Here is a 15,966-nt window from a genome sequence, read left to right on the forward strand (position 1 = left end):
ATTTACCCCGGAACCGGGCGGCAATTGCCCCCCGGTTCCGCAATTTTATTGGGCCATGTTCTCCGCAAGCCAGCGCTCCAGCCAGTGGATGTTGTAGTCACCGCTGTGAATGTCGGGCTCTTGCAGCAGGGCATGGAACAGCGGAACGGTTGTGTCGATGCCGTCCACGATCAGTTCCCCCAAGGCCCGGTTCAAACGCGCCAGCGCCTCGGGCCGGTCACGGCCCTGAACGATCAGCTTGCCGATAAGCGAGTCATAGTAGGGCGGGATCGAATAGCCATCATAAAGTGCTGAATCCATCCGGACGCCCAGACCACCCGGCGCGTGATAGGCCGAGATTTTCCCGGGGCAGGGCGCGAAATTAGGCAGCCGCTCTGCATTGATGCGCACTTCGATGGCGTGACCATTGATAACCAGATCATCCTGGCCGAAGGACATGGGCTCGCCAGCGGCAACCAGAATTTGCTCGCGCACCAGATCGACGCCAAAGATGCCTTCTGTCACCGGGTGTTCCACCTGCAGACGGGTGTTCATCTCGATGAAATAGAACTCGCCGTTTTCGTACAGAAATTCGATGGTTCCGGCACCAATATAGTTGATCTTGGCGACCGCATCCGCACAGACCTTGCCGATCTTGGCCCGCTCTTCAGGGGTAATGCAGGGGCCGGGGGCCTCTTCGAACACCTTCTGGTGGCGGCGTTGCAGCGAACAGTCGCGCTCGCCCAGATGTACGGCCTTGCCCTTGCCATCACCAAAGACCTGAATCTCGATATGGCGCGGCGTGGTCAGGTATTTCTCGATATAAACCTCGTCATTACCAAAGGCGGCTTTGCCCTCGGCGCGCGCGGTCATAAAGGCGCTTTCCATTTCGGCTGCGTTCTGCGCGACTTTCATGCCGCGCCCGCCGCCGCCGGCGGTGGCCTTGATAATAACGGGATATCCGATTTCCTCACCGATGCGCTTGGCCGCAGCCAGATCGGGCACTCCGCCGTCAGAGCCCGGAACACACGGCACACCCAGCGCCTTCATCGTGTCCTTGGCGGTGATCTTGTCACCCATGATGCGGATATGTTCAGCGGTGGGTCCGATGAAGGTGATACCGTGATCTTCGACGATCTGCACGAACTCGGCATTCTCGGACAAAAAGCCATAGCCCGGGTGAATCGCCTGCGCGCCGGTAATTTCACAGGCCGAGATGATTGCAGGGACCGACAAATAGCTTTGCGGGCTGGGCGGGGGGCCAATGCAGACTGATTCGTCCGCCATGCGCACATGCATCGCGTCGCTGTCGGCGGTGGAGTGCACGGCGACCGTCGCAATCCCCATCTCGCGCGCAGCGCGGATCACGCGCAGGGCGATCTCGCCTCGGTTGGCAATCAGGATCTTGTCGAACATGGGCCCGCCTTACTCGATGATGACCAGAGGAGTGCCGAATTCCACGGCGTCGCCGTCGCCCACCAAGATGCGTTTGACGGTACCCGATTTGGGCGCGTGGATGTGGTTCATGGTTTTCATCGCTTCGACGATCAGCAGGGTGTCGCCCTCGGACACGCTGGCACCGACTGAGATAAACGACGGAGCCCCGGGTTCGGGCTGCATGTAAACTGTCCCGACCATCGGAGAGGTCACGGCGCCCGGATGGCTGGCGGGATCCTCTGCGGCGGCGGGTGCTTCGGCCGGTGCGGGTGCAGCTGCTGCGGCAGGAGCTGCGGGTGCCGCTGGTGCCGGAACGGCAACCTGAACCGGTGCGGCCATGGCTTGCGTTGCACGGCTGACGCGAACGTTCAGGCTGTCTTCCTCGCCATATTCGCGTTTGACCTGCAGTTCGGTCAGGTCGTTTTCGCGCAGCAGTTCAGCCAAGGCTTTGATGAACGCCACGTCCGCTTCGTGTCTGGTATCTGTCATGAGTGTCCTCGACGGTTCCCCTATGGCCCGTCTGTTCCTGCGGGCTTTGATCAATTACGCCGCGTTATACGGCATGCAGAGAGCCATGAAAAGCGCCGTCTGGGCCTGATTATCGGGGGGTTATCCAAAGATTGTGCAAGACAGCGGGCCTTACAGCGGCATGCCAGACAATTTTGCCACCAGTTCCGACAGTTTGCGCGCACCGAACTTTTCCAGAAGACGCGCGCGATAGGCTTCGATCGTCCGAAAGCTCAGGTTCAGTTCGGCGCCTATTTCCTTGGCCGAAAGACCGCGACAGGACAAGATGGCGACTTCGCGTTCGCGCGGGGTCAGTTCAACCAATGGACGTTCTTCCGAGATGTCGGAAAAGCTCCAGATTCCGTGCCGGAACGGGTCGTCAGGGGTAAGGGATCGCCCGCGCGCCCGACACCAGAACAGATCACCGTTTCGCCGCCGCATAACCCGCTCGTCGGTATAGTACCCCGTCTCACGCATGACCTGTAATCCACGCGCGCCAATTCTTTCCCAATCGGCAACTGACGGGTAAAGGTGCAGGAGAGGCATGTTGCGATAATCTTCTTCATCTCCGCCGAACGTGCGGGCAAACTGCAGGTTGCAACGCCGGATGACCCGGTTTTCAAGTTCGACAAGTCCGATTGGAGCATATTCGAAGGCTGGATCGCTCATATTTGTATCGTGCAGGGTATTTCTGTGGAATTGAAGGGGTTAAGCGCGGGAACTTGGTGTTTTCGTGCAAGAACAGGGGGAAGGCAATGAATATCGGTCTTTGGCTTGCACGTCAGGCGCAGGTAAATGCGTCACGGGCGGCGTTGTATTCCGGTAAAGAACTGGTGGCGGATTATGGCACTTTTCATGATCGTGCTTTGCGCATTGCCGGATGGCTGGTGGCGCAGGGGGTGCGCCCGGGTGATCGCGTTGCGATATTCATGAAAAATTGCCCGGACTATCTGATCGTCGAATATGGGATCTGGTACGCCGGGGCGGCGGCAGTTCCGATAAATGCCAAGCTTCACGGACGCGAAGTGGCCTATATTCTTGGAAATTCCGGAGCGGGAATAACCTTTACCTCACCCGGTCTGACCGAGGCCCTGTCCGATGCTGATGTGCAGGGGCGGCTGGTCGATATTAATCAGGATGAGTATGCGGTGGCCCTGTCTCATCCACCAATTCCCGATATCGTTTCTCGCGAACCTGACGACCTGGCCTGGCTGTTCTATACCTCAGGTACGACCGGGAAACCCAAGGGCGTCATGATTACTCATCGCATGTTGATCGGGGTTTCATTGGCCTATTGCACCGATGCGGACATGGCCACCGCTGAAGACGCTGTGTTGTATGCGGCGCCAATGAGCCACGGGGCGGGCCTGTACAACATGATCCACGTCCTGAAAGGGGCGCGGCATGTCTGCCCGGTGTCGGGCGGATTCGATGAGGCCGAAATCTTTGATCTTTCGCGACATTTCGGTCGTGTGCAGATGTTTGCGGCGCCGACCATGGTCAAGCGCATGACGGACATCGCTAAGGCGACGGGCGAGAAAGGCGAGGGTTTGCGGACAGTCGTTTATGCGGGTGGACCGATGTATCTGGCCGACATTCAGGACGCTGTGGCCCAGTTCGGCCCGATCTTTGTGCAGATTTACGGTCAGGGCGAATGCCCGATGGGGATCACAGCGCTATCCCGGCATGACGTCACGGATCGTAGCCATCCCCGCTGGAAAGAGCGCCTTGCAAGCGTGGGTCGGGCCCAGTCGGTAGTGGAGGTTCAGATCGGAGATTCAGACGGAACTCCTTTGCCGCCCGGTGAGCATGGCGAGATCATGGTTCGGGGTGAGATCGTTATGCCGGGATACTGGCAAAACCCGAAAGCGACGAAAGAAACTCTGGTCGATGGATGGCTGATGACCGGAGATATGGGATTCATGGATAGTGACGGCTATGTCACGTTGCAGGACCGATCCAAAGATATGATCATTTCGGGCGGATCCAACATCTATCCGCGCGAAGTCGAAGAGATCATCTTGGCTCACCCCGAAGTTTCCGAAGTTTCCGTTGTCGGACGCAAACATCCCGAGTGGGGAGAGGAGGTTGTTGCGTTTGTAGTCGGAGATGCCGAACCGGCGGACCTGGACAGGCTTTGCACGGAAAATATTGCGCGTTTCAAGCGGCCCAAAGCCTATTTCAGGATCGGCGAATTGCCAAAGAACAACTATGGCAAGGTTCTGAAAACAGAGCTGCGGAAAATTCTGGAGGAACAGAAATAGACGATGACAACTTGCTGTGCTGGACGTGTTGTGCGGGTAAAGGCTTGGGTATCAATTGGCATGTAAACAGTGTAAAACTGCTTTGGAAATTTTTGAGTAACCTAATAGATTGGCATAACTATACTGAAAACTCGGATGGGGTGACAACGAATGTCAGGCACTGATGCTCCGAGCACCCTTTGGTAAGGATAGGTGAGTTTTGCGCGAAACGCTGACAGGCAGCCGAATCCGTGAAAGGCGGCGCATCGTTGGTCTTAAACAGGCCGAACTGGCGCGTCTGGCGGGGATATCTGCGTCTTATCTGAACCTGATCGAACACAACCGGCGCCGAATTGGCGGCAAGATTCTGGTGGATATCGCGTCCGCGCTGGCGGTGGAGCCATCTGTTTTGACCCGAGGTGTCGAGGCAACGATGATCGCAGCCTTGCGTGAGGCGGCGGTTGATGCGGTTGGCCTGACGGCCGAAGTGGACGGGCTTGAAGAGTTTGCCGGGCGGTTTCCGGGATGGGCCGGGGTCTTGGCGCAGATGCACCGCCGTGTCGTGTCGCTGGAACGCACCGTCGAAACCCTGTCGGACCGCATGACACACGACCCTTATCTGGCGTCCTCGATGCACGAAGTTCTCTCAACCGCTGCTGCAATCAGGTCGACGGCCGCCATCCTAGCAGAACCCGGTGATATCGAGCCGGAATGGCGAGACAAGTTTCATCGCAACCTGCATCAGGATGCCGAACGTCTAGCTGACAGCTCAAAGGCGCTGGTTAATTACCTTGATGAAAGCGAAACGGCACAGGACCGGCGCGGTGTTCCGCTGGAACAGGTTGAGGCGTTTTTTGCTGACAATGATTACCATTTTCCGTCTCTGGAAACGGAGGGCGACGCCAGCAGCGTCAATCTGGATTTGCTGAGTTCCGGCGCTGCCAAAGCCATCGCACGCCAGATGCTGGCGGTTTACGCTGCCGATGCGCGCACGTTACCGGAAAATGTTCTGGAAAAGGCTGTAGCCAACGGAGAGACCAACCCACTGAAACTCGCGGCCAGATTTTCAACTGATCTGGCTACCGTATTGCGGCGGCTTGCTTTTCTGTCGGACAGGTTGCTTGCCCGGCCGGCGGGACTGGTTGTCTGCGACGCCTCTGGCAGTGTCCTGTTTCGCAAACCCGCACCGGGATTTGCACTGCCGCGTCATGGTGAATCCTGCCCGTTGTGGCCCCTTTTCACCGCGCTGAACAGGCCTTTGGTGCCGATCCGGACAAGAGTCGCTCAACTCGGGCGGACCGCTGCCGAGTTCGAGTGTTTTGCCGTTGCATGGCCGCAATCCGCTTTGGCGTTCGATCAGGACCCGGTTTATCGCTCGGTCATGCTGATCCTGCCGACAGACAGTGCCGAACACGGGCAGGAAACTGCGGTACAGGTTGGGGCAAGTTGCAGGATTTGTCCTAAACAGGACTGCAATGCGCGGCGCGAACCTTCGATTCTGAGCGAAGGTTTTTGACAGTTTCATAACGTCAGGAGTAGTCTGGCCACGACAGGTGGTTGGATCATTGTCCGCCACGGGGGAGGGAAGGACAGGGATGAGCCGCAAGGTTCTGTTGATTGAAGATGAGCCCAACATCACCGAGGCGATACGGTTCCTGCTGACGCGCGAGGGATGGCAGGTTGAAACCCATGCCGAGGGCACGGACGCGGTCGAGGTGATCATGGCTGCAAAGCCCGATCTGGTCATTCTTGATGTGATGCTGCCGGGCAAAAGCGGCATGGATGTCCTGCGCGGTTTGCGGGAGTTTGACGAGATGCAGTCTCTGCCGGTGTTGATGTTGACTGCACGTGGTCAGGCGCGGGATCGGGAGATGGCCGAAATGGCCGGTGTCAGTCGATTCATGACCAAACCATTCTCAAATACCGAAGTCCTGACGGCTGTACGCGATCTGCACGCTCAGGCCTCACGCACGTGACGGCGGGGCGCGACAGAGGATCACAGCCCCCGGTGGCCCGCCCATCGGTTTTTCTGGAGCGACAAAGTTATCGGCGGCGCAGACTGGCGGACGCCGCCCGATTGTTGCCCATTCTGGGCGGCGGGCTGATTGCGATTCCGCTACTTTGGCCGACTGGTGACGACGTGACCGAAGCAGTTTCGATGTCTTCGGCCATTTTCTACATATTTGCCTGTTGGATCGGGTTGATAGCGGTAAGCGTGATATTCGGCATCGCTGCAGGGCGCTTGTCCGGGCGCGATGCCGGTGAGACGGAGCCCGAGTGATGGCAACGCTGAACGTGCTGATCCTGGTGTGTCTGGGCTATGTTGTTTTGCTGTTTGGCGTCGCGTTTGCGGCCGATCGTCTGGCCGCTTCCGGACGCGGGGCCTGGCTGCGGTCGCCTTTGATATATACTCTATCACTCTCGATCTACTGTACGGCCTGGACGTTTTACGGCGCGGTCGGAAATGCCGCGCGGTCCGGGCTGGAATTCGTGACGATCTATATTGGTCCGACACTTGTGATGGTCAGCTGGTGGTGGGGGCTGCGAAAACTGGTGCGGATCGGGCGTAGCCAGCGGGTGACATCCATCGCCGACCTGATCTCGTCCCGCTATGGGAAATCCAACACTCTGGCGGTTTGCGTTACCATATTGGCGGTGCTGGGGGGCACGCCATATATTGCATTGCAACTTCAATCGATAACGCTGTCCTTTTCCATCTTCGCCGAGGCGGACCCATCGGGCCTCTACCGCGAGGGCTCAAGCGTGTTCTGGGTTGCGGCCGGTCTGGCCGTGTTTGCGATTCTGTTTGGGACACGCAATCTTGACGTAAACGAACGGCACCATGGCGTTGTCACGGCCATCGCATTAGAGGCGGTCGTCAAGTTGTTTGCTCTGATCGCCGTCGGCGTGTTTGTGGTTTGGGGTATCGCAGGCGGAATAGCCCCGATGATGGCGCAGATTGATGCGTCGGAGATCGGGCATTGGAGTGTGGATCGGGGGCGTTGGGCGACCTTCACCTTCTTGTCCGCCGCCGCCTTCATCTGTCTGCCGCGGATGTTTCAGGTCATGGTTGTGGAAAACGATGACGAACGCCATCTGAGAACGGCGGCCTGGGCATTCCCGCTCTATCTGCTTTTGATGAGCCTTTTCGTGGTTCCCATCGCGGTTGTCGGGTTGGATTTGCTGCCTGCCGGGTCAAACCCGGACCTTTTTGTTCTGACGGTCCCGTTGTCTCAGGGGAACGACTGGCTGGCCATGCTTTCGTTCATCGGCGGGTTCTCCTCGGCGACCTCGATGGTGATCGTGACGGCGATGGCACTGTCGACCATGGTTTCCAACCACATCGTCATGCCCATATGGCTGAATGCGCAGGAGGGTGTGGCCTCGGTCTCGGGCGATGTCCGCGATATCGTTCTGTTTTCGCGGCGGGTTTCCATCGCGGTTATTATGGCCTTTGGCTATTTCTATTACCGGCTGTCCGGGGGCGGCGCGGCGCTGGCTTCTATCGGGCTGATTGCGTTCGCCGGTGTGTCGCAAATTCTGCCGTCACTGGTGGGCGGGCTGTTCTGGCGGGGCGCAACCAGAACAGGCGCATTGGCCGGGCTGAGCGTGGGATTCTTCCTTTGGGTATACACTCTGTTGCTGCCGGGGATGGGCAGCTTCCTTATGCCCTCGTCAGTTGTCGCCGAGGGGCCATTTGGCATCAGTTGGTTGCGCCCGCAGGCCCTTTTCGGGATTGAAGGCATCGATCCTATGGTGCACTCGGTCATGTGGTCACTTTCCCTGAACACAGTCGCTTTTTGCATCGCTTCATTGGCCAGCTTTCCAAGCCCGCTGGAGCGATTGCAGGGCGCGCAATTCGTCAATGTCTTTGATCATTCTGTTGCACCGCGAGGCTGGACCGGATCGGTTGCTCAAAGTGAAGACCTTATGATCATGACGCAGCGTATACTTGGTGCGCTGCCCGCGCAGGAGTTTTTTCAGGCAGAAGCTGAACGGCAAGGCGGACGTGGTCACCTGCCTGAACCAACGCCAGAGTTTCTGGAGCGGTTGGAGAGAGAACTGAGCGGGTCGGTCGGGGCGGCCACTGCCCATGCGATGATCGGTCAGATCGTCGGTGGATCGTCCGTTTCGGTCGAAGACCTGCTTGCGGTGGCAGATGAATCGGCGCAGTTGCTGGAGTACTCCGGTGAGTTAGAGGCGAAGTCTGCGGAACTCAGCAGAACGGCGCGCAAATTGCGTGAAGCGAATGAAAAGCTGACACAAATTTCGATGCAGAAGGACGCATTTCTCAGTCAGGTCAGCCACGAGCTGCGGACACCCATGACATCCATCCGCGCCTTTTCCGAAATCATGCGGGACACTGAAGGGCTGAGCGCAGAAGAGCAAATCCGGTATGCGGCCATTATCCACGACGAGTCCCTGCGTCTGACGCGTCTGCTGGACGACCTGCTGGACCTCAGTGTTCTGGAAAGCGGACAGGTCAGCTTGAATATGGGTGACGGAAATTTGCAATCCGTTCTTGATCGCGCCGTTTCCAGCGTGCTGGCGGGATCTGACCGGAGTTTGCGAGTCAGGCGCAACCGGACATCTGAACGCATCGCCCTGCATACGGATCTGGACAGGCTGGGGCAGGTGTTTATCAATCTCATCTCGAACGCCCAGAAATATTGTGATGCGCCAGAGCCGGTCCTGACCATCTCGGTGCACGATGTCGGTGGGCAGGCTGTCGTGGATTTTGTTGACAATGGCAGCGGTGTTCCGCCCGAAGCGCAGTCGATGGTGTTTGAAAAGTTCTCACGCGTTGGGTCGGACAAGGCCGGAGGCGCAGGGCTGGGCCTGGCCATTTGCCGTGAGATCATGCAGCGCCTCGGCGGAGAGGTCACCTATTTATCCGGGCAGGGCGGTGGTGCGTTCCGCATCAGTTTGCCATTGGCCTACAAGCAGGCCGCCCAGTGACGCAGGAATAAAGACATTTGTAACCGGTGCCGGACTAACCTGTTTCCGAATGGGACAACGCATATGGTTCGGGATTATGTCGGTGGAAAAAACTGCTGCTTTGACAAACATTCTGGCGCTGGGACAGGGCGACGCGCGCGACAAGCCAAGGTCGATCCTGCGCGCCTTGAGGCTTGGGCTGGCGCGTGCGGCAAGCGAAAGTCTGGATTTGCCCATGTCTGTCATCGGGGCAAAACAGGCCTATCGGCAGCGGGAGGAATTGTCTGACACACTGCAGGACGGCCGATTGCTGCTGGCTTTCTCGACGTCCGAAGGGCGGATTGCAGCGGCCTGTATCGACATTGGTTGCGTGTCTGCGATCCTGCAGAAGCAGACAATCGGTTCAGTGTCGCCCGGTCAGGTGTCCGAACGTGAATTTACAGACACGGATGCAGCTATGGTTGCCCCGGTTATCGAGCTTGCCCTGACACGGGCCGCGGAATTGGCAGGCACAGCCGAAGATGGTGCAACCCTGAAAGGCTGTGCATTTGTCGCGCGATATCGGGATGTAAGGGCGCTGATGCTTGAGCTGGAAGACGATGCTTACAGGATATTTGACCTTACTCTAGAAATTGCCTCGGGCCAGCGACAGGGGCAGCTTTATTTGATCCTGCCGGATCGACCGGCCGCGTCTGAAGATAGCGAAATCGAGGTATCAGGCAACGGGCAGACCCTGGACCATGCGTCTGGAGTTCTGAGGGCCGATCTCACCGCTGTTATCTGCCAAACACAAGTGCCTCTGTCGGCATTTTCCGGGCTAAAGGCGGGTGATGTGCTGCCATTGGCCGGTGTCAGGCTAGACCGGACCGAACTATGGACGATCGAACGCGGCAAGGTTGCCTCTGGCCGTCTGGGGCAGTGCGGAGGAATGCGGGCGGTTCGCGTCAACGAAGACCTTGCCGGGCTGCACCCCGAAAAGCGAACCGAAGGCGGATTTGTCGAAAAGGAGGCCGTTGTCACGCAACACACCGATCCACCTGTCGACGATACCGGCGATATCATCGACCATCAGGATGAGCCTGCCCACTCCGCAGTCCTGCCTGCAGAAGATGATCAGGTGGTGCCCGATAACTTTGATACGGATCACACGGAAAACATGCTGGCGGAAATTACCGAACTTGCAGGTCTGTATGAAGCGGATAGTGAACCCGTCAAACCTACCTGATCAGATCAGTCTGGCCGATTGCGCAGTTGTTCCAAAGCAGGACGCAGGTTGTTCAGATCATAACCTGCTTTACTTGTGACGCTCAGGATTTCCTCGGGCTCCATGCGGTCACATTGTCCAAGCGCCCAGACGACCGAACATCTGGTGCCCGATGCGCAATAGGCCAATACAGGTCCCTCGCAGCTTTCAGCCAAAGCGCGTTGGTGTTCGACATTTTCCGGGGTCATGGTCTGATGGGTCAGTTCCAGAACCTCGTAAGCCATGCCCGCTGCCCGTACGGCGGCACCGATTGAGTCCGACTGTTGATCGACCGGAACTTCGGAGTTCGGGCGGTTGCAAATGACCTTGACGAACCCGGCGGCGGCGATGGATGGGACATCTTCAACCGTGATTTGCGGCGAGACGGCATAGCGGGGTGTGATCTGGCGAATCTCCATGTCAATTCCTTAGGCCGCGCTTGCGATCCTGTCCAGTTGCGTGCCGATTTTTGGGGACACAATCATGCCAGCAATCATTGACCCAAGAAAGATCAGGCCACCGGCGCCGCCATATGTCAAAGAGGCCATTGCGGGGCCGGGGCAAAGTCCAGCCAGCCCCCATCCCATGCCGAACATGACGGATCCGGTCACTAGGCGATGATCCAGTTCGGGGCGGGGATGCGTCGGAAATTCGTCACTCACCAATGGCTTGCGTCCTTGCGTGAGACGCCATGCAAAAAACATTGGAATAATGGCCCCGCCCATTACAAATGCCAGCGTTGGGTCCCAGTTTCCAAAGACATCCAGCCATCCCTGGACTTTTGTTGTGTCGGTCATGCCGGAAATCAGCAGCCCGCTGCCGAAAAGAGAGCCCGAGATCAGTGCCAATAGTATGCGCATCAGACCACTCCCAATAGGTAGCGGAACACAACCAAAGTCATGCCGCCGGCAAGGATATAGAATACGGTGGCCACGATGCCGCGCAGTGAAAATCTCGAGATACCGCAGACCCCGTGCCCGGATGTGCAGCCGTTTGCGATCCGGGTTCCTACGCCCACCAGCAGCCCGGCGGCAATCACTATCGCTACATTGCTTGTCAGGTGCGTCTGAGCCTGCGGCACGACCAGTGGGCGCAGCAGGAAAGGCATTGCGACAACGCCCGCGATAAAGGTAAGCCGTTCGGCAAAATCACTTTTTCCGCTGCCGTCCACAAGCCCTCCGAGTATGCCGCTGGCACCCATGATCCGTCCGTTGCCCAGCAAATAGACGGCCGCGCCGAGACCAATCAGCAAGCCGCCAATCAGGCCTCGTATCCATTCTGGTTCCATACGATCGTGTTCCTTCTTATTCCGTGCGAGCTTCCGGAACTCAGAGCTTGTTCACCGGGAGTTTCAGAAAAACATCACCCTTTTCGTCCGCCGGAGGCATCTGGCCTGCGCGCATGTTGACCTGCAACGACGGGAGGATCAGTCGGGGCATGTCCAGTGTCGCGTCGCGGGCATCCCGCATTTCAACGAACTCTTCGATGCTTCGGCCCTGACCGATATGAACGTTCAGCGCCTTTTGCTCTCCAACCGTTGTTTCCCACGCGTATTCATCGCGCCCCGGCGCCTTATAGTCGTGTCCTACAAAAATCCGTGTTTCATCGGGCAGCGACAGGATTTTCTGAATTGAAGCGTAAAGTTCGGCGGACGAACCGCCCGGAAAGTCACAGCGGGCCGTGCCGAAATCCGGCATGAACAGTGTATCCCCGACAAAAGCCGCGTCGCCGATAACGTATGTCAGACAAGCCGGAGTATGGCCCGGAGTGTGCAGAACGTCACCACGCATCTGACCGATGTGGAAACTGTCGCCTTCGACAAACAACGCGTCGAACTGGCTGCCGTCCCGCTGGAACTCTGTACCTTCGTTAAAAACCTTGCCGAACGTGTCCTGAATGATGGTGATATTCTTGCCGATACCGATCTTACCACCCAGTTTCTCTTGCAGATACGGCGCGGCCGACAAGTGGTCAGCGTGCACGTGGCTTTCCAAAATCCAATGGACTTTCAGGTCATTATTTTGAACGTATTCAATAATTTCATCAGCCGATGACGTGTTGGTCCGGCCAGAGGCGTGGTCAAAATCCAGTACGCTGTCGACAATGGCACAGGCTGTGCCTTCGGGTTCTTGTACGACGTAGGACACCGTAAAGGTCGCATTGTCGAAGAAAGCTTTCACTTTGGGCGTCATGCGTGTCTCCATCATTACTCCGGATATACATATATTAAGAATGGAATGTGATGCAATGACCTTTCCAGTCAGACCGGGTGTGAAGGTTGATATCGGTCAATACCAACTTGTTGGGATTCTGATATAAGAATACTCGAAGCGCGGTGATTTGCCGAATTTGTGTGCAGGTCCGGGCGATTTTCCGCATATCGCGCGGTGAGCAGCGTGTCAGTCTTATTGCCGTTACCTATATCTGTCAGGCTTGCAGAACAGGGGAGGATTCAGATGCTTGCACAGGATCTCAATAGGGAAGTCGAACTTTTGGAGCAAAAGTTGAAAGGCGCTTGCCTTGATACGCGCCTGGAGTTGCAACCTTCGGTCAGCAAAGTGCTTGAAAGGATGCGGGTGAACGGAATTCACATTCCGTCTCGGTTGCGCCGCCTGGATGCCGCGTTGTGCGAAGACGCCATAGAAGCGCAGTTTGACAATTTGCCGGTTTGATAGTTGCGGTTATCCGAACGAAATGCCCAGGATGACCAGCATCAACCCGATCACAGACAGAAAGAGCGAGGCCAGGTTCCACGGCAGGACGCCCTGAACGGCAGCACGCAGTTCGTCGTCCGACAGCCCGGCCTTGCGCGCCTTCATCACCCGCAGGATGCACCAGAGCAATCCGGTGAGACCGGCCAGTGACAGGGCTGCGCCACTCCAGATGATGATTTCGAACATGATGACCTCAGGCTTGTCGTGCGGGCATCTCGCCGCTTAGCGGATTGCTGGCGGTGGTACAAGCCTTGCCCAAGCAATCCGATTGTTGGCTTGCGGCCAACGCGGCAGCGATGTATCCCGCTCATTGCCCCAGAATTTCCCGCGTTGTTTCTCCGCGATTTTGCACCTGAAAGAAATCCCCAGAAGAGGTGAGTCCGACAATGGATCAAAGCAGCCCCGACGACAGCTATAAGGTAACCGCTGGCGAATTGCGCCAATTCATCGAGCGGATCGAGCGTCTTGAACTTGAAAAGAAAGACATCGCCGATCAAATCAAGGAAGTGTACAGCGAATCCAAATCACGCGGTTACGACACCCGTGCACTGCGCAGCATCGTCAGCATCAGAAAGAAAGACAAAGACGATCTGGCCGAACAGGAAGCTGTGATCGAAATGTACAAAGAAGCCTTGGGCATGACCTGATTTCGACTGTACGGTACCCGCGCAAAGGTCGAGCAGACTTCTTTGTTTCGGCTCAAGCGGGTAGCGTTGGTTTGATGAAGTGAACCCCCGGCATCGCCTCAATCTGTGCAATGTCCTGGCTGTACAATTCGGAAAAAGCTTCGACCACATCTTCGGTCCAGTCTGGCAAGCCCAGCTCTTCCTCGAGCATGTCCTCCTGCGCGTGCCGGGCGTACGTATCAGCGATCTGTTCTGTCAGTTCAGGTGTCATCGGACCGGGATTTTGCCGAACAAGTGCAAGCAACTCCTGTTTACCGCTGTCTGACAACAGCGATGCCAGCAAGGAAAACTCGTCGCGTATCGGTGTTCCCGGCTTCAACCCGCCCATTGCACACAGGATTTCGCCCCAGATCAGGGGCGTATCTTCGTTGCACCAAAGTGTGATTTTCACACTTGGTGCCATTTCTCGAACCTGTGTGACCATGTCTGCCCAGCTCAGAGCGCTCAGGTCTGTATCCGCAATGATTTCAGCCCGCTGTTTCTCGGGCAGGGCCATCAGGATCTTGGGAATGAAGCTGCCCGGATTTCGCAGCCCCATGAACCACTCAACCTGGTCATCGCTAAATGTGCTTGTCAAAAACGCCATGCGAGGACCGGCCAACGGATAGAAGCGCCCGTTCCCGATCGCCGCTGAATGTGTGCCAAAGAACTGAACGTGAGAAAGCACTACGCGGTCGGCCTGGTTGCCCTCCAACATGGCTTCGAGCAGGTCATTTTTTACGCTGTTTGGCGGTGCTTCGGAGCCGATCGTGTCAAATGCCTTTCGGAACACTGGTCTGTAGTGGCCTAGTCGCGGAAGGATGACGCCGTGCTTCTGCAACATTTCCTTGTTGGACGTCAGGCATTTCAGGAGGAGCCTTTCGTCAGTCGCGTGAGCACCTGTATGAAATACCAACTGCATTTTCGTCTTCGCTCGCTTATACCGCCGGAATTCGGGTTACTATTTGCGCCACCTGCAGTCAAATATGCGGCGCCGCAAACGAATGGAAGTTGGCAGGCGCAAGTTTGAGATGTGCACTTTAGAGCTGCGAGTCTTTCACGGCGGGGAGTTTCGTCTTTTTTTGTAGCTTTGCGCGGCCAGCCATGGGGCTTTTTAACGAGTTTCGAAGGCGAAAATTAGCGGGTTGCGGGGCAGTTTTTTTTGTCCTATATGCCTGCTCATCCAGTGAGGCGTAGCCAGGAACAGATGGGTAACCGCGTTCCAGATTAAGCCCTGACTTTTGATGCTGAGCAGCACCGCAACCCGATCCAGAGAACGTATGGATCAAGCTATGGCGCTGCAACGAAGCTAGAAAGTGCCCCTATAGCTCAGCTGGTAGAGCAACTGATTTGTAATCAGTAGGTCCGCGGTTCGAGTCCGTGTGGGGGCACCACTCATCCAGTAATGTACATATAAATCATTGATTTAAGTATATTTTGATGTGGTGTATCCTTTTTCTTGCCATCCTTTGTAGAAAAACAGGACAGTCGGCAACTGGACCGTTGTGCATCGTTGCAGCGGGTCAATAGGACATCGAAAATTAGAGAGCACTCGGCGCGCCTGACTGCTTATTAGCGCCGTGCAAATGGAGATAAACGAGTGACAATAAACTTCAGGGCATCTGCGCAGGGATCGTTGGACGGTCTGTGTGGTATCTATGCGATCATCAACGCTTGCGACCTGGTGATGGGCACAGACCTCAAGGACGAGGAAAAAGAGCACCTGTTTTGTAAGCTAACCAACCTTTTGGACGACGGACGACCAATAGGAGATATCATTCATGAGGGGATCGGGTTCAGAAAACTCGGTGAACTCGTCGATGTGGCCAGCCGTACTTTGGCCCTGAAATCCTCTATTCGCATTGAACGCTCTGTTGCGTGGAAACGGGGCAAAGGAACACTCGACGAGTTTTGGCAAGATCTGAGTGAACATGTCGACCCTTCGAATGGTCAAGTCGCCTTGCTGGGTCTTGAAGGCAAGCACAGTCACTGGACTGTCGTTAATGCAGTGTCAAACAAGTCGCTTAATTTAGCGGACTCCGATGGTTTGAAGCGTCTTGCTCGGTCAGCCTGTAGTTTAGACAGTGACAAAACCCACCAACTTTGCCCAACACAAACCTACTTTTTGAAGGCAGTAGCCCCCGCTATTTCACCGGAAACCGCTTGATGATCGATACAGCCTAAATCAGCGCCGAATCCATCAAGAGAAAGTCTTCGAAGCGTGGCAATCAAGATGAATT

At 56.6% G+C, this 15,966-nt stretch carries 18 protein-coding genes and 1 tRNA gene; 10 read left to right on the forward strand and 9 right to left on the reverse strand.

The window, feature by feature from the left end; translation table 11 throughout:
• Positions 1–45: 45 nt before the first annotated feature.
• The 3 genes from accC to ACR0D6_RS13240 all read right to left on the reverse strand — a co-directional run bounded on the left by accC (position 46) and on the right by ACR0D6_RS13240 (position 2,592).
• Positions 46–1,395 (reverse strand): acetyl-CoA carboxylase biotin carboxylase subunit, encoded by a 1,350-nt coding sequence (accC, locus tag ACR0D6_RS13230; RefSeq protein WP_170651501.1) that lies wholly within the window; start codon positions 1,393–1,395, stop codon positions 46–48.
• A 9-nt stretch (positions 1,396–1,404) separates the two neighbouring features.
• A complete protein-coding gene (gene accB / locus ACR0D6_RS13235; RefSeq protein ID WP_170651502.1) occupies positions 1,405–1,905 on the reverse strand; it encodes an acetyl-CoA carboxylase biotin carboxyl carrier protein in 501 nt (166 codons plus the stop codon).
• A 150-nt stretch (positions 1,906–2,055) separates the two neighbouring features.
• Positions 2,056–2,592 (reverse strand): LuxR C-terminal-related transcriptional regulator, encoded by a 537-nt coding sequence (locus ACR0D6_RS13240; RefSeq protein ID WP_170651503.1) that lies wholly within the window; start codon positions 2,590–2,592, stop codon positions 2,056–2,058.
• A gap of 86 nt (positions 2,593–2,678) precedes the next feature.
• Between ACR0D6_RS13240 and ACR0D6_RS13245 the strand changes: the two genes are divergently transcribed.
• The 6 genes from ACR0D6_RS13245 (at position 2,679) to ACR0D6_RS13270 (ending at position 10,329) form a co-directional block, all read left to right on the forward strand.
• Complete coding sequence (locus ACR0D6_RS13245) at positions 2,679–4,187, forward strand: class I adenylate-forming enzyme family protein (protein ID WP_480765826.1); 1,509 nt, start codon at positions 2,679–2,681, stop codon at positions 4,185–4,187.
• A 199-nt stretch (positions 4,188–4,386) separates the two neighbouring features.
• Positions 4,387–5,682 (forward strand): short-chain fatty acyl-CoA regulator family protein, encoded by a 1,296-nt coding sequence (locus tag ACR0D6_RS13250; protein ID WP_480765827.1) that lies wholly within the window; start codon positions 4,387–4,389, stop codon positions 5,680–5,682.
• Between the two features lie 79 nt (positions 5,683–5,761).
• Positions 5,762–6,142 (forward strand): response regulator, encoded by a 381-nt coding sequence (locus ACR0D6_RS13255; protein WP_170651506.1) that lies wholly within the window; start codon positions 5,762–5,764, stop codon positions 6,140–6,142.
• Positions 6,143–6,174: 32 nt separating this feature from the next.
• Entirely contained in the window at positions 6,175–6,447 is a 273-nt protein-coding gene (locus tag ACR0D6_RS13260; protein ID WP_480451013.1) for a hypothetical protein, read from the forward strand.
• Positions 6,447–9,125, forward strand: a complete 2,679-nt coding sequence (locus tag ACR0D6_RS13265; protein ID WP_480765828.1) for an ATP-binding protein — start codon at positions 6,447–6,449, stop codon at positions 9,123–9,125. Before ACR0D6_RS13260 ends, ACR0D6_RS13265 begins: the two co-directional genes overlap by 1 nt.
• A gap of 76 nt (positions 9,126–9,201) precedes the next feature.
• Entirely contained in the window at positions 9,202–10,329 is a 1,128-nt protein-coding gene (locus tag ACR0D6_RS13270; protein WP_480765829.1) for a FliM/FliN family flagellar motor C-terminal domain-containing protein, read from the forward strand.
• A 5-nt stretch (positions 10,330–10,334) separates the two neighbouring features.
• On the opposite strand, the gene ACR0D6_RS13275 is transcribed toward ACR0D6_RS13270, so the two are convergent.
• Genes ACR0D6_RS13275 through ACR0D6_RS13290 form a run of 4 tightly spaced genes read right to left on the reverse strand, consistent with a single transcriptional unit; the run spans position 10,335 to position 12,539 of the window.
• Positions 10,335–10,766, reverse strand: coding sequence for a protein tyrosine phosphatase family protein (locus ACR0D6_RS13275; RefSeq protein ID WP_480451010.1), 432 nt, complete (start codon positions 10,764–10,766; stop codon positions 10,335–10,337).
• Between the two features lie 9 nt (positions 10,767–10,775).
• Complete coding sequence (locus ACR0D6_RS13280; RefSeq protein WP_480451009.1) at positions 10,776–11,207, reverse strand: DUF6691 family protein; 432 nt, start codon at positions 11,205–11,207, stop codon at positions 10,776–10,778.
• Positions 11,207–11,635, reverse strand: coding sequence for a YeeE/YedE family protein (locus ACR0D6_RS13285; protein ID WP_480765830.1), 429 nt, complete (start codon positions 11,633–11,635; stop codon positions 11,207–11,209). Before ACR0D6_RS13285 ends, ACR0D6_RS13280 begins: the two co-directional genes overlap by 1 nt.
• A 40-nt stretch (positions 11,636–11,675) precedes the next feature.
• On the reverse strand, positions 11,676–12,539 hold the full coding sequence (locus tag ACR0D6_RS13290) for an MBL fold metallo-hydrolase (RefSeq protein WP_480451006.1): 864 nt from the start codon (positions 12,537–12,539) through the stop codon (positions 11,676–11,678).
• 264 nt (positions 12,540–12,803) lie between these two features.
• Here ACR0D6_RS13290 and ACR0D6_RS13295 point away from each other — a divergent pair, with 264 nt between their 5' ends.
• The gene (locus ACR0D6_RS13295) at positions 12,804–13,019 is read left to right on the forward strand and encodes a hypothetical protein (RefSeq protein ID WP_170651514.1); all 216 of its coding nucleotides are present in this window, start codon (positions 12,804–12,806) and stop codon (positions 13,017–13,019) included.
• A 9-nt stretch (positions 13,020–13,028) separates the two neighbouring features.
• On the opposite strand, the gene ACR0D6_RS13300 is transcribed toward ACR0D6_RS13295, so the two are convergent.
• Positions 13,029–13,247, reverse strand: a complete 219-nt coding sequence (locus ACR0D6_RS13300) for a hypothetical protein (protein ID WP_170651515.1) — start codon at positions 13,245–13,247, stop codon at positions 13,029–13,031.
• A 200-nt stretch (positions 13,248–13,447) separates the two neighbouring features.
• Here ACR0D6_RS13300 and ACR0D6_RS13305 point away from each other — a divergent pair, with 200 nt between their 5' ends.
• Positions 13,448–13,708, forward strand: coding sequence for a DUF2312 domain-containing protein (locus tag ACR0D6_RS13305; RefSeq protein ID WP_170651516.1), 261 nt, complete (start codon positions 13,448–13,450; stop codon positions 13,706–13,708).
• A gap of 52 nt (positions 13,709–13,760) precedes the next feature.
• On the opposite strand, the gene ACR0D6_RS13310 is transcribed toward ACR0D6_RS13305, so the two are convergent.
• The gene (locus ACR0D6_RS13310) at positions 13,761–14,570 is read right to left on the reverse strand and encodes a hypothetical protein (protein WP_480765831.1); all 810 of its coding nucleotides are present in this window, start codon (positions 14,568–14,570) and stop codon (positions 13,761–13,763) included.
• A 474-nt stretch (positions 14,571–15,044) separates the two neighbouring features.
• On the opposite strand from ACR0D6_RS13310, the gene ACR0D6_RS13315 reads away from it, so the two are divergent.
• Both ACR0D6_RS13315 and ACR0D6_RS13320 read left to right on the forward strand, forming a co-directional pair.
• Positions 15,045–15,120, forward strand: a tRNA-Thr gene (locus ACR0D6_RS13315).
• Between the two features lie 206 nt (positions 15,121–15,326).
• A complete protein-coding gene (locus tag ACR0D6_RS13320) occupies positions 15,327–15,893 on the forward strand; it encodes a hypothetical protein (RefSeq protein ID WP_480765832.1) in 567 nt (188 codons plus the stop codon).
• Positions 15,894–15,966 lie beyond the last annotated feature (73 nt).

The organism is Ruegeria sp. BJ6, assembly GCF_056537885.1.